This is a genomic window from Diaminobutyricimonas sp. LJ205, from assembly GCF_009755725.1.
GTDB lineage: Bacteria > Actinomycetota > Actinomycetes > Actinomycetales > Microbacteriaceae > Ruicaihuangia.
Genome location: NZ_CP046619.1, coordinates 2,667,121 through 2,680,601, shown reverse-complemented (window position 1 = coordinate 2,680,601; position 13,481 = coordinate 2,667,121). Strand labels below are relative to the sequence as shown.

Here is a 13,481-nt window from a genome sequence, read left to right as displayed (position 1 = left end):
GACAATTACGAAAGAGAAGTCAATTGCTCGAAGCTACAACTTTTGACGAGCTGCGGATCGGCCTCGCGACGGCTGAAGACATCCGCAAGTGGTCGTACGGTGAGGTCAAGAAGCCCGAAACCATCAACTACCGCACGCTGAAGCCTGAGAAGGACGGCCTGTTCGGCGAGCAGATCTTCGGACCCTCCCGCGACTGGGAGTGCGCCTGTGGCAAGTACAAGCGCGTGCGCTTCAAGGGCATCGTGTGTGAGCGCTGTGGCGTTGAGGTCACCAAGTCCGCGGTCCGCCGTGAGCGCATGGGCCACATCGAACTGGCCGCACCGGTCACCCACATCTGGTACTTCAAGGGCGTTCCGTCGCGCTTGGGCTACCTGCTGGACATGGCGCCGAAGGACCTCGAGAAGGTCATCTACTTCGCCGCGTACATGGTCATCTCGGTGGATGAGGACGGCCGTCACGCCGACCTGCCGGGTCTCGAGAACGAGATCCGCCTCGAGATGAAGACCCTTGAGGGCCAGCGCGACGCTCGCATCGCCGACCGCCTGAAGAAGCTCGAGGATGACCTCGCGGTTCTCGAGGAGGAAGGCGCCAAGGCTGACCAGAAGCGCAAGACGAAGGATGCCGCCGAGAAGGAGATGGGTCAGGTCCGCAAGTCGTTCGACGAGCAGATCAACCAGCTCGAGCGCGTCTGGGACGACTTCCGCAACCTGAAGGTCGGCGACCTCAAGCCCGAAGACAGCGTGTTCCACGAGCTGCAGGACCGGTTCGGCCTGTACTTCGAGGCACACATGGGCGCCGAGGCGATCCAGAAGCGCCTGCAGAACTTCGACCTGGCTGCCGAGTCCGAGCTGCTGCACGAGCAGATCTCGGGCGGCAAGGGCCAGAAGAAGATCCGCGCGATCAAGCGTCTGCGTGTCGTCAACTCGTTCCTGCAGACCGGCAACTCGCCGGCCGCCATGGTGCTCGACGTCGTTCCGGTGATCCCGCCGGAGCTGCGCCCGATGGTGCAGCTGGACGGTGGCCGCTTCGCGACCTCCGACCTGAACGACCTGTACCGCCGCGTGATCAACCGCAACAACCGTCTGCGCCGTCTGCTTGACCTCGGGGCTCCCGAGATCATCGTGAACAACGAGAAGCGGATGCTGCAGGAGGCCGTCGACGCCCTGTTCGACAACGGCCGCCGTGGTCGCCCGGTCACCGGTACCGGTAACCGCGCCCTCAAGTCCCTCAGCGACATGCTGAAGGGTAAGCAGGGTCGGTTCCGTCAGAACCTGCTCGGTAAGCGCGTCGACTACTCCGGCCGTTCGGTCATCATCGTCGGCCCGCAGCTGAAGCTGCACCAGTGTGGTCTGCCCAAGCAGATGGCGCTGGAGCTGTTCAAGCCGTTCGTGATCAAGCGCCTCATCGACCTGAGCCACGCGCAGAACATCAAGAGCGCCAAGCGCATGGTGGAGCGTTCGCGTCCGCAGGTGTGGGACGTGCTCGAGGAGATCATCCGCGAGCGTCCGGTGCTGCTGAACCGTGCACCAACCCTGCACCGTCTCGGCATCCAGGCGTTCGAGCCGCAGCTGGTCGAGGGTAAGGCCATCCAGCTGCACCCGCTCGTCTGTGCCGCGTTCAACGCCGACTTCGACGGCGACCAGATGGCCGTGCACCTGCCGCTGTCGGTTGAGGCCCAGGCCGAGGCTCGCATCCTGATGCTCGCCTCGAACAACATCCTGAAGCCTTCCGACGGCCGTCCGGTGACCCTGCCCACGCAGGACATGATCATCGGTCTGCACCACCTCACCACCGTGCGCGAAGGCGCCGAGGGTGAAGGCCGCGCATTCTCGTCGGTGGCCGAGGCGATCCTCGCCTTCGACCAGAAGTCGCTCGACCTGAACGCCATGGTCAAGATCCGTCTCGTCGGTGGCAAGTTCGAGGGTGGCGTGGAGCTCAAGGAGACCACGCTCGGTCGTGCGATCTTCAACGAGACGCTGCCGGTGGACTACAAGTGGGTCGAGGAAGTGGCCGACAAGGGTCGCCTCTCGCAGCTGGTCAACGACCTGGCAGAGCGGTACCCGAAGGTTGAGGTCGCCGCGACTCTCGACCGTGTCAAGGACGCCGGTTTCTACTGGGCAACCCGCTCGGGCGTGACTGTTGCGCTCAGCGACATCCTGACTCCTCCGTCCAAGCCTGAGATCGTCGCCAAGTACGAGCTGCAGGCCGGCAAGGTGCAGGACCAGTTCGACAAGGGTCTGACCACCGACCTCGAGCGTCGCCAGGAGCTCATCCAGATCTGGACCAAGGCGACTGAAGAGGTCGCCAAGGCCATGCAGGAGAACTTCCCGCAGGACAACACCATCAACCGCATGGTGACCTCGGGTGCTCGTGGTAACTGGCTGCAGGTGCGCAACATCGCCGGTATGCGAGGCCTGGTGAACAACCCGAAGGGTGAGATCATCCCTCGCCCGATCATCTCGAGCTACCGCGAGGGACTGTCGGTTGCCGAGTACTTCATCGCGACGCACGGTGCCCGTAAGGGTCTGGCCGACACGGCGCTTCGTACCGCCGACTCGGGTTACCTGACCCGTCGTCTGGTGGATGTCTCGCAGGACGTCATCATCCGTGAGGACGACTGCGGCACTTCGAAGGGTCTCGACCTGGCGATCGCGGTTGAGGACCACACCGGTGCCTGGGTGCGCGACGCCAACGTCGAGAACTCGGTCTACGCTCGCTCGCTCGCCGCTGACGCGGTGAACGAGGCCGGCGAGGTCGTCGCTCCGGCCGGTTCGGATGTCGGTGACGTGCTCATCGACGACCTGGTCGCCAAGGGCGTTCGCACCATCAAGGTGCGTTCGGTGCTCACCTGCGAGTCCGCGGTCGGCGTTTGCGCCGCCTGCTACGGCCGCTCGCTGGCGACCGGCAAGCTCGTCGACATCGGCGAGGCCGTCGGTATCATCGCCGCACAGTCGATCGGTGAGCCCGGAACCCAGCTGACGATGCGTACCTTCCACACGGGTGGTTCGGCATCCGCCGACGACATCACCCAGGGTCTGCCGCGTGTCACCGAGCTGTTCGAGGCGCGTACCCCGAAGGGTGCGTCCCCGATCGCCGAGGCCGCCGGCCGCATCACGATCGAGGACACCGACCGTCAGCGTCGTCTGATCCTCACGCCCGACAACGGCGACGAGCCGCACATCTACCCCGTGCTCAAGCGTGCGACCCTCCTCGTTGAGGACGGGCAGCACGTCGAGCTCGGCCAGCAGTTGCACGTCGGTAACCTCGACCCGAAGGAAGTCCTTCGTGTTCGCGGTGTCCGCGCCGTTCAGCTTCACCTGGTCGATGGTGTGCAGGGCGTCTACCGCTCGCAGGGTGTGCCGATCCACGACAAGCACATCGAGGTCATCGTGCGCCAGATGCTGCGCAAGGTCACCGTCGTTGAGCACGGCGACACCGACCTGCTCCCCGGTGAGCTGGTCGACCGGTCGCGCTACAACGAGATGAACCGTGCCGCGCTCACCGAGGGCCGCAAGACGGCATCGGCCCGTCAGGAAGTCATGGGTATCACCAAGGCTTCGCTGGCGACCGAGTCGTGGCTGTCGGCGGCGTCCTTCCAGGAGACCACCCGCGTTCTGACGCAGGCGGCAATGGAGGGCAAGTCCGACCCGCTGATGGGCCTGAAGGAGAACGTCATCATCGGAAAGCTGATCCCGGCTGGTACCGGGCTCGGCAAGTACCGCAACGTATCGGTTGAGGCCACGGAAGAGGCCAAGGCTGAGCGGTACCCGAACCGGATCTTCAGCGATGACGCGTCGTTCAACGAGGCTGACCTCAGCTTCGTCGACTTCGACAGCTTCTCGTCGGACGAGCCGGGCACCTACCTCTAGGAACCCGCTGGTCTAGCTAGTCGAGACCACCACCACGAAGGACCCCGGCACTGCCGGGGTCCTTCGTCGTTGGTGCGACTTCTTTCTCAGTGAGGTGCCCGAAAATCCTAGTGCCGGGCGTCGGACACTAGGACTTTCGGGCACCTCACCGGGGAGGGTGGACAACTTTCGACGCCTCAAGGCCTCGCCGAGCACACTGTGCTGCATGTCGCAGCGCAAGCCTTTGGATCCTTCTCTTGATGGAAGACCGTTCCGAATCGGCGAGGCGAAAAACGTAGGGACGCCGAAGAATCGGCTCTACGCGAGTGACCTCAATCGGGATGTGCATGGGATGCGCCTCGCTGGGAACGGTGATCTCGAGTTCGAGCAGCGGTGCTATCTGTATCAGCGACGCATGCCGGGGGATGCCTTCTTCAGCCACGCGACGGCAGCGCGCCTGATGCACATCCCGGTCTCCTGGCGAGCATGGTCGGATCCGCGTGTGCATATTGCATTACCGGCACCATCTCGGGCTCCGCACGCAGCCGGCATCGCCGGGCACAAGCTGGTGATCGAGGATGACGAGCTGATCGTGCTGCCAGGTGGGTTGCGAGTGACCAGCCCGGTGCGCACCTGGCTCGATCTTGCGGCCGTGCTGCCGCTACTTGACCTCATTGCGGCAGGTGACCACCTGATTCACTGGCGAAGGCCGATGGCGCATCCGCATGACCTGACCGCGGCGGTCGAGGAGCGCAAGAATCGGCGTGGACGGCGTCTCCTGCTTCGAGCGCTCGGGCTCCTTCATGATCGTGCCGAGTCGCCGCAGGAGTCGAAACTCCGGACGCTGATCGTTCTGGCAGGTCTGCCCCAACCGCGCATCAATCATTCCGTCACAGACCGCTTCGGTGAGTTCGTCGGCCGGACGGACCTCATCATCGACGAATTTCGCCTCGTCATCGAGTACATGGGGGACTATCACCGCACAACACCTGGGCAATGGCGGGCCGACATGTCGCGCCGTTCGAAGATCGAAGCGGAGGGTTGGCGGGTGATGGAAGTGAACGCCGATGACTTGAAGGACCCTGCCGAGTTGATCCAACGCATCCGGGACTTCGCGCGCTTGCCACGTTTGGCTCGCATTCCCTTCCAAGCTCACTGAGGTGCCCAAATGTCCTAGTGCGGCGGCGCGTGCACTAGGACATTTGGGCACCTCACGGAGGGATAGGAGCGCGGGCAGGGGAGCGCTCCCCATCGAGAGGGGTCGCTCCTCTTCGGTAGGGTTAGGGCCGTCCGGGGGCGCCTTTGTCGTGCCGCCCGGAGGAAGGATGCCATGCGGCTCAAGGTCACCCTCGCGCGCGACACTGGTTCCAGCGACGACATCGTCATCACTACGGATGCCGCGGCCAGTATCGGCGAGATCGCACGCACGCTGACCCGAGTCGACCCCGAAGCATCCGGCCCCAACGCCACCCGCAGCATCGACGACCGGGCGCTGACCCTGCAGGCGACCCTGCCCGGCCACACCGAGTCCCTGCTGCTGCCGCCCGACGCGCCGGTCGGGGAGGCCTGGATCGGCTCCGGAGCCACCGTCAGCCTCGCCGACGCTGGAGTGTTCTATTCGCCGGCGTCGACCGGCCGCGGACCTACCCTCGCAACACTGCGCGTGCTCAGCGGACCGGATGCCGGCCGCGAGTTCCCGCTCACCGCAGGCACCAGCGTGCTCGGCCGGGAAGCCGGCTGCGACATCGTGCTCAGCGACCGGATGATCTCCAAGCGGCATGTGCGCTTCGAGGTCTCGAACGTGGTCGAGATGGTCGACCTCGGCTCCGCAAACGGTGTTGTCGTCGACGGTGGACTCGTCGGCCGGCTGCGCATCGAGAAGTCCGAGCGGCTGCTGATCGGCGACTCCGAGGTGGTGGTCACGATCGTCGGCCACGTGGCCGATGCGGCGACGCCGACGGCCGGCCCGATCTTCTTCAACCGGTCACCGCGGGTGGAGGCGCGCTACCCCGGCCAGCAGTACACCGGCCCCGAGGTGCCGCAGGAGATCGACACCCCGCCGTTCCCGTTCCTCGCGATGATCGCGCCGATGATCATGGGCGCCGCGCTGTTCTACTTCACACGCAGTCCGCTCTCGATCATCTTCGTGGCGATGTCACCGCTGCTGATGATCGGCAACTACGTCACCCAGATCCTCGCTCGCAAGAAGAAGCAGAAGGACGCGATCGCCAAGTTCGACGCGCGCCTCGCCGCCCTCGACGAGACGCTCACGCGCGAGAAGGTGGACGAGCGCGAACGCCGCCTGCTCGAGGCGCCGTCCACTGCCGAGGTCGATCAGGAATCCCGCCGGCTCGGCACCGCACTCTGGACCCGGCGGCCCGAGCACTGGTCGTTCCTCAACGTGCGGCTCGGCACCGGCACGATGCCGAGCCGGAACAGCATCAAGGGCGACAGCAAACCGGAGGCGCTGCCCGACTTCCAGGAGCGCTTCGACGCCCTCGTCGAGAAGAACCTCACCGTCGACGGCGTGCCGCTGCTGGACAACCTGCATGACTCCGGCGCGCTCGGAATCGCCGGCGCGCCCGCAACCGCCGCGCAATCGGCAAACTCTCTGCTCGTGCAGCTGAGCGGCCTGCACTCGCCCGCCGAACTCGCGGTCGCCGCGATCGTGTCACCGGAATGGTCCGCCCCGCTGGAGTGGTTGAAGTGGCTGCCGCACACCTCCAGCCCGCACAGCCCACTCGGTGACGGCAGCCACCTCGCCGACAGCGCCTCCAGCTGTGCCGCCCTGGTGTCTGCCCTCGAGGAACTCATCTCCACTCGCCTCGACCGCGCCAGGAACGCCCGCCGCCGCGGCGCCATGGGCGACGGCGACGCCGCCGTCGAGCGCGGCGCCGAGGTCGGCCAGGCCGAGGGCGCTAACAACGGCTCGCCCGCGCCGGTGCCCGCCCTGGTGCTGCTGATCTCTGACGACGCCCCGGTCGACCGCGCCCGGCTCGTCCAGCTGGCCGAATCCGCGGCCGACGCCGGCGTGTACCCGATCTGGGTCGCCGCCGACGTGCCCTCACTGCCTGCGGTCTGCCGCACGTGGCTCGAACTCGGCGATGTGCCGCAGGCGGCCCGGGTCGGCTACGTCCGCCTCGGTCAGGTCTGCGAGCCGATCCAAACCGAGTACATGACCAGCGAGGCCGCCCTCGACTTCGCGCGCAGGATGGCGCCGGTCATCGACGCCGGCGCACTGGTTGCGGATGCCTCGGATCTGCCCCGCTCGGTGTCCATGATCACCCTGCTCGGCCACGAGCTCGCCGAGCAGTCCGAGGCGGTCATCGACCGCTGGCGGCAGAACGAGTCGCTGCACGACCGCACCCCGGGGGCGGTGCCGCGCAAGCGGCGTGCCGGCCGGCTGCGGGCGATCGTCGGGTCCAGCGGTGTCGATGCCATGCACCTCGACCTGCGGTCGCAGGGCCCGCACGCCCTGGTCGGCGGCACGACCGGGTCGGGCAAGAGCGAGTTCCTGCAGGCGTGGGTGCTCGGCATGGCCGCCGAGTACAGTCCCGACCGGGTGACCTTCCTGTTCGTCGACTACAAGGGCGGCTCCGCGTTCGCCGACTGCGTCACGCTGCCGCACACGGTCGGCCTCGTCACCGACCTCAGCCCGCACCTGGTGCAGCGCGCACTGACCAGTCTGCGTGCCGAATTGCACCACCGCGAGCACCTGCTGAACCGCAAAAAGGCCAAGGACCTGCTCGAACTCGAGAAGCGCGGCGACCCGGAAAGCCCACCCGCGCTCGTGCTGGTCATCGACGAGTTCGCCGCGCTGGTCGGTGAGGTGCCCGAGTTCGTCGACGGGGTCGTCGACATCGCCCAGCGTGGTCGTTCGCTTGGCATCCACCTGATCATGGCCACCCAGCGTCCGGCCGGCGTGATCAAGGACAACCTGCGCGCCAACACCAACCTGCGCATCGCGCTTCGCGTCGCCGACGAGTCCGACAGCATGGATGTGGTCGGGGTCAAGGATGCCGGGCACTTCGATCCCGGGCTGCCCGGTCGTGCGATAGCGAAGACCGGCCCCGGCCGGCTGACCCTGTTCCAGTCCGGCTACGCCGGCGGCTGGACCTCGCGCACCCCCGACCGGCCCGGAATCGAGGTGGCGCAACTGCGATTCGGCTCCGAGCACAAGTGGGAGGAACCGGGCAAGTCCGACGTCGTCGAACAGCGCGACCTCGGCCCCACCGACCAGCAGCGGCTGGTGCGCTCCATCGCGCAGGCTGCGGCCGCGGCATCCGTCCCCCCGCCTCGCCGGCCCTGGCTCGACGAACTGGCCGTGGTGTACGACCTCGGCAAGCTGCGCCAGCGCACCGACACCGCACTGCTGCTTGGCGTCGCCGACCTGCCGCACCGGCAGCAGCAGGAACCGGTGTACTTCCAGCCCGACGTCGACGGCAACATCGCGATCTTCGGCACCGGCGCCTCGGGCAAGTCCACCGCGCTCCGCACCCTCGCTGTCGCCGCCGGGATCACCCCGCGCGGCGGTCCGGTCGACGTCTATGGCCTCGACTTCGGCGGTGGCGGGCTCCGGATGCTGGAGCAATTGCCGCACGTCGGCGCGGTCATCAACGGCGACGACAGCGAACGGGTCATCCGACTGTTCCGCCAGCTGAAGCAGGAACTCGAATCGCGGGCGGCCCGGTACGCACAGGCCAACGCGGCGACGATCACCGACTACCGCGCGCTGGCCGGCAAACCGAACGAGAAGCGCATCCTGCTGGTGCTCGACGGCTACCCGAGCTTCCGGCAGGAGTTCGAAATCCCGAGCGGACGCTCCGGCTGGTACGGCGTCTTCCAGGACATCGTCAGCGGCGGCCGCCAGCTCGGCATCCACGTCGCCTTCAGCGCCGACCGGCCCGGTTCGGTGCCGAGCGCCATCTCCTCTGGCGTGCAGCGCCGGATCGTGCTGCGCCTGGCCGACGAAACCGGCTACGGAATGCTCGACGTGCCCGCGGGCATCCTCGGCTCCAAGTCGCCAGCCGGTCGCGCGGTCATCGACGGCTACGAGACGCAGATCGCGGTCTTCGGCGGCAGCTCGGTGGTCGCCGACCAGTCCGCGGCGCTCGCAGGACTCGCCACCGCGATGCGCGGAGCCGGACGGACGGATGCCCCGGCGGTACGCTCGCTGCCCCGCGAGTTCCCGCCATCGATGCTGCCCGACCACTCCGACGGCCTGCCCGTGCTCGGACTCAGCGAAGACGACCTCGGCCCGCTGCCATTCGACCCGGTCGGCACCCTGCTCGTCGCCGGGCCGCCGGCCAGCGGACGGTCGACCGCGCTCGCCGGCCTGGTCAGTTCGCTGAACCGGTTCGATCCCGACGCGAGGCTGTACTACATCGGCAACCGGCGCTCGAAACTGGCGGGTGACGCCCGGTTCACCGCGCACGCGACCTCCATCGATGAAGCCGCCGCGCTCGCCCGCTCGCTGGTCGACGCGGTCGCCGATGAGGACACCGAGGGGCGCATCGCGATCGTCGTCGAGCAGCTCGCCGACTTCCTCACGAGCGCTGCCGACCAGCCGCTGGTCGATCTGATCAAGGCGGTCAAGCGCAGCGAGCACCTGCTGATCGCCGAAGGCGAGACCTCCACCTGGAGTTCGTCCTGGCCGCTGCTCGGTGAGATCAAGAACAGCCGGCGCGGCCTGCTGCTGCAGCCGGAGACCATCGAGGGCGACCTGCTGCTGAAGACGCAGCTGCCCCGCGTGCAGCGCGCCGACTTCCCCGAGGGACGCGGCATGTGGATCGCCGGCGGCAAGTCGGTGCGCGTGCAGCTGCCGCTCGCGTGATGGGGACTGCTCCCCATCGCTCGTCTGACGAGTGCTCAATACAGTTGAACGCGGAGAGGGGATAACCATGGCTGATCTGCTGGTGCGGTCATCGACGCTCGAGGGGGCGGTGAACGACCTCACGGCCGTCATCGACGAGTTCAGCACTGCCGAGGAGTTCAGCAACCAACTCGCTGAAGCCGTCGGCCATGACCAGCTGAAAGACACCGTCCGCAACTTCGGCGACGGCTGGAACAAGAAGCGCACCGAGATGGTGGAGCAAGCCACCGCTGTGCGCGACAGCATCCGCTCCATCAATGACGCCTTTACCCAGGCCGACGCCGACCTGGCCGCGGCGCTTGACGAACCGGCAGGGAACTGACCATGGCGATCCCAGCGAGCAGCATGCGCACCGTCCCCGGCGACCCCGACCTGGTCGCCCGTAAGGCCGCCGACTACGAGAACATCGCCGACGCGATCCGGCGCGCATCCGAGAACCTGAAGCGCATCGCTGATCTCGACGGCATCACCAGCGAAGCGATTGAAGCGGTACGCGGCAAAGCCCGTGACGTGGCCGATTCGATCAGCCTCGCTGAACAGCGCTACCGGGGCACGGCCTCGGCGCTCGGTGAGTACGCGATCGTGCACAAGGACGTGCAGGAAGCCGTCAAGACCGCCATCGCCGACGCCCAGAGCGCCGAACAGAGCGCCGCATCGGCCCGCAACATGCACGACCACTACACCGCCGAGGCGGCGACTCCTGGCCCGGAGCAGAACGCCAACCAGCGGCTCGCCGACTACTACGCAGACCGCCTGGCCACCCAGACGGGCAATGCGTCGAGCGCGTCCAGTGCGTACACCGAGGCGATGGACCGCTGGGACACGGCGGCGATGACCGCCCGCAACCGGATCAAGGAAGTCGTCAGCGCCAGCGGACTGAACAACGACTGGTGGGACGACTGGGGCGACATCATCAAGACCATCGGCGAGATCGCCGGGGTGCTCGCGCTGTTCCTGTCCTGGGTGCCGATCCTCGGCCAGGTGCTGCTCGCGATCGCGATGGTGGTCGCCGTGGTGTCGCTCGTCGCGGCGGTGATGAAGGCCATGAAGGGCGACGGCAGCTGGAGCGATGTCGTCTTCGCCGCGCTCGGTGCCGTGCTGACCATCTTCGGCGGCAGCATCTTCAAGTACCTGGGCAAGGTCTTCGCCTACACCTCACGGGCGAAGTACCTGCGCTTCGGCGGCAAGACCTTCAAATCGATCACCGGGATGTCGAAGACGCAGTTCCACAAGCTGCACCCGAACCCGCTGGGCATGCAGAACGCGATGAAGGAGGTCTTCCTCACCAACCCGTTCTCGATGAAGGCCAGCCACTTCACGGTGGCCGGGTTCAAGGGACAGGCGTTCGAGGATTACCTGAAGTTCTACACCAACCCGATGGGCTTCAAAACGTTCGACATCCTTGCCGACAGCAAGAGAATCGCGGATGTCCCGATGGCCGCACGGGTCACGCTGGGTGTGCTCGAGGTGCGCTCCGGTCTGGGCAAGATCCAGACGATCACCAACGACCCGTTCAACCCGAACGACCCGACACTCACCCTCACCCCGGATGCCATCGCCAAGAACCTCGCCAACGGACAGGCTCCTAGACTGGTTCCGTGGCAGTGACGAGGGGCCGGCGGACGGTCGACGATTTCCGGCTCGACGTCCCCGAGAACTGGTATCCACTGCCGCTCGGCGAAGACTTCTCGCCGAAACGGTGGGCTCGGGAGACGGTTGAAGATGCCGCCAGGCTGGGCTCGATCGATCAGGTCCCAGCGGTGCTCACCGATCTCGAGCAGCATGCGGAGCGATTCCGCGTGCAACGCGAGCACAACCCGTGGCTGTCGGCCGTGGTGATGATGCGCATCGACGAAACTATGAGTGTCGGCGCGCTGCTGCACTACCAACTGGTCACCCTCGGCGACGGCGACGGCCCGGACGCATTCGAAGCGCAGCTTGCCGAATTCGGGGCGCAGTATGTGCCCGGCATGCGCGTTCGCGCCCTGGAATCGTGGCGAGCACCGATCGCTGCCGGTGAACTGGTCGGAGCGCACTACCTCATCGAATCCCGCGAAGTCGGTGAGGCCGGCGCGTGGGTCGAGCAGCGCACGCTGTTCGGGGTGTTCCCTCCTGGGGCGGTCGAGATGTTCATGTTCACGTTCACCAGCTCCGACTTCGCGGCCTTCGATGACATGCGCGCCGAGACCCAGGCGATCATCGAAAGCCTGCAGGTCGACCTGGTGGCCGCGTGACCCGGCAGTACCGCGTCGAAGCGGGCAACTTCACGGTGGTGCTCCCGGGCACCTGGGCCAGCGTCCCGATGTCGTCCGACGCCGAACTCGAGCGTTCGGTGGCAGCCCTCGTCAAGCGCCAGGTCGGTCGCGATGACCGGCTCGCCACCGCGCGCCGCGATGCCAAGCAGCAACTCATTGAGATCGCCCGCAGCGCCCGTGCTGCCGGGGCGTTCAGCCTTGCCCTGTCGCTTGAGATCATGCCCGGGATCCCGTTCCCGGGCTCGATCATCTTCGACTTCGTGGGCTGGCCCGGGGCGTCCGATGACTTGGCCGAACAGCTGCGCTCGCGGTTCCCGGCCGGTGAGCTGCTCGAGCTGCAGGCCGGGCTCACGATCCGCACCAGCGCTCTGGAAACCCTCCGCGTCGGCGATGAAGAGGCTCCGGAACTCAAGCTGCAGTACTTCACCCCCGCGCCGGACCGGGAACGGATGCTTCGGGCCACCGTGAACCTGCCCACGGTGGCTCATCCCGAGCTCTACACCGAATTGTTCGACGCGATCATCGACTCGATTCGCTGGTACGCGATCTACGAACCGACGGATGACGAACCGACCGCTGCCGAGAAGGAGAACTGATGCGCGCGCTGTACCTTGCCGGCTCTGCGATGGTGTTGGCGCTGATCGCCATGCTGACCTCGACGGTGCTCCTGCTCGCGAGCGGCGGACCCGCCGCCAGCCTGCCCGAGGGCTGGACGCGGAACCACGTCATCGGCGTGGGGTTCATCCTGATCGTGCTGGCCGCCGCCTGCTTCATCCTCGCCGAGTTCTCCCGCCGGGGGCGCATCGAGCAGGACCGCGACGGGGGCATGTTCGGCTTCGGCAGTAATCGCTCAGAAACCGGGCGAGTCTCGACCGGCTTCCGTGTTCTGTGGATCCTCGTCGGTCTCGCCGGGTGGTGCGCTCTGACTCTGTTGCCGCTGGTCCTAGTCGGCAACTATTACGCGGGCGATGACCTGTGGTTCATCCTCGCTGCGTACGGGTTCTTCGCCGCAGGCTCCGTCGGAGTGATGCTCACCTCGCTGGTCAAGGCGGCCTTCCACGACCGGGCGGTGGCGGCCGGACGGTTCGTGCACGTGTCGGAGGCAACCGGCAGGAAGGCGAGCGCGCAGTTGCCCTCGGGGCAGAAGTTCTGGCGCTTTGCGTCCTATCAGTTCCGCCTCGAGCTCCTGGTCGGTTTCGCCGCCGGCGCGACGCTCGGGCTGATCCCGTTCGCGCTCGCCGAGACCGGCGCGGATTGCGGGTCGATCTTCGCCGAGTGCCTGCTCGGCATCCCCACCCTCGCCTTGGGCACGCTGGTCACTGGGGTCATCCTGGCAGCCCTCGCTGTCGCGCTGGCGTCCCAGACCTGGCGGTCGGGGGAGCACCTCACGGCGGCGGAGTCGATGGCGTCCGGCCCGCGCGCGTTCCAGAAGTCGGGTGGGTAGTCCTCCCCATCGTGCTCGCTTGCGGCGACCTGTACGGTCGTTACCAGAGAGGCCACCGCAGG

At 66.8% G+C, this 13,481-nt stretch carries 8 protein-coding genes; all 8 read left to right on the top strand.

Features of this window, described 5'->3' with window-relative positions:
- Window positions 1-23 precede the first annotated feature (23 nt).
- The 8 genes from rpoC to GO591_RS13075 all read left to right on the top strand — a co-directional run bounded on the left by rpoC (window position 24) and on the right by GO591_RS13075 (window position 13,419).
- Window positions 24-3,869, top strand: coding sequence for a DNA-directed RNA polymerase subunit beta' (gene rpoC / locus GO591_RS13110; protein WP_157157228.1), 3,846 nt, complete (start codon window positions 24-26; stop codon window positions 3,867-3,869).
- Between the two features lie 205 nt (window positions 3,870-4,074).
- On the top strand, window positions 4,075-5,007 hold the full coding sequence (locus tag GO591_RS13105) for a hypothetical protein (protein WP_157157227.1): 933 nt from the start codon (window positions 4,075-4,077) through the stop codon (window positions 5,005-5,007).
- A gap of 171 nt (window positions 5,008-5,178) precedes the next feature.
- The gene (locus GO591_RS13100) at window positions 5,179-9,681 is read left to right on the top strand and encodes an FtsK/SpoIIIE domain-containing protein (protein WP_157157226.1); all 4,503 of its coding nucleotides are present in this window, start codon (window positions 5,179-5,181) and stop codon (window positions 9,679-9,681) included.
- 67 nt (window positions 9,682-9,748) lie between these two features.
- Window positions 9,749-10,042 (top strand): hypothetical protein, encoded by a 294-nt coding sequence (locus tag GO591_RS13095; protein ID WP_157157225.1) that lies wholly within the window; start codon window positions 9,749-9,751, stop codon window positions 10,040-10,042.
- Between the two features lie 2 nt (window positions 10,043-10,044).
- A complete protein-coding gene (locus tag GO591_RS13090) occupies window positions 10,045-11,328 on the top strand; it encodes a hypothetical protein (protein WP_157157224.1) in 1,284 nt (427 codons plus the stop codon).
- Window positions 11,319-11,954, top strand: a complete 636-nt coding sequence (locus GO591_RS13085) for a hypothetical protein (RefSeq protein WP_157157223.1) — start codon at window positions 11,319-11,321, stop codon at window positions 11,952-11,954. Before GO591_RS13090 ends, GO591_RS13085 begins: the two co-directional genes overlap by 10 nt.
- Window positions 11,951-12,571: a hypothetical protein gene (locus GO591_RS13080; protein WP_157157222.1), complete on the top strand. Its 621-nt coding sequence runs from the start codon at window positions 11,951-11,953 to the stop codon at window positions 12,569-12,571. Before GO591_RS13085 ends, GO591_RS13080 begins: the two co-directional genes overlap by 4 nt.
- Entirely contained in the window at window positions 12,571-13,419 is an 849-nt protein-coding gene (locus GO591_RS13075; protein ID WP_157157221.1) for a hypothetical protein, read from the top strand. The genes GO591_RS13080 and GO591_RS13075 overlap by 1 nt, the downstream gene beginning before the upstream one ends.
- Window positions 13,420-13,481: the final 62 nt, after the last annotated feature.

What these genes read in the sequence shown, in the direction of transcription:
- GO591_RS13105 (WP_157157227.1), top strand. Translation starts at nt 4,075, where the DNA reads ATGTCGCAGCGCAAGCCTTTGGATCCTTCTCTTGATGGAAGACCGTTC.
- GO591_RS13100 (WP_157157226.1), top strand. Translation starts at nt 5,179, where the DNA reads ATGCGGCTCAAGGTCACCCTCGCGCGCGACACTGGTTCCAGCGACGAC.
- GO591_RS13095 (WP_157157225.1), top strand. Translation starts at nt 9,749, where the DNA reads ATGGCTGATCTGCTGGTGCGGTCATCGACGCTCGAGGGGGCGGTGAAC.
- GO591_RS13090 (WP_157157224.1), top strand. Translation starts at nt 10,045, where the DNA reads ATGGCGATCCCAGCGAGCAGCATGCGCACCGTCCCCGGCGACCCCGAC.
- GO591_RS13075 (WP_157157221.1), top strand. Translation starts at nt 12,571, where the DNA reads ATGCGCGCGCTGTACCTTGCCGGCTCTGCGATGGTGTTGGCGCTGATC.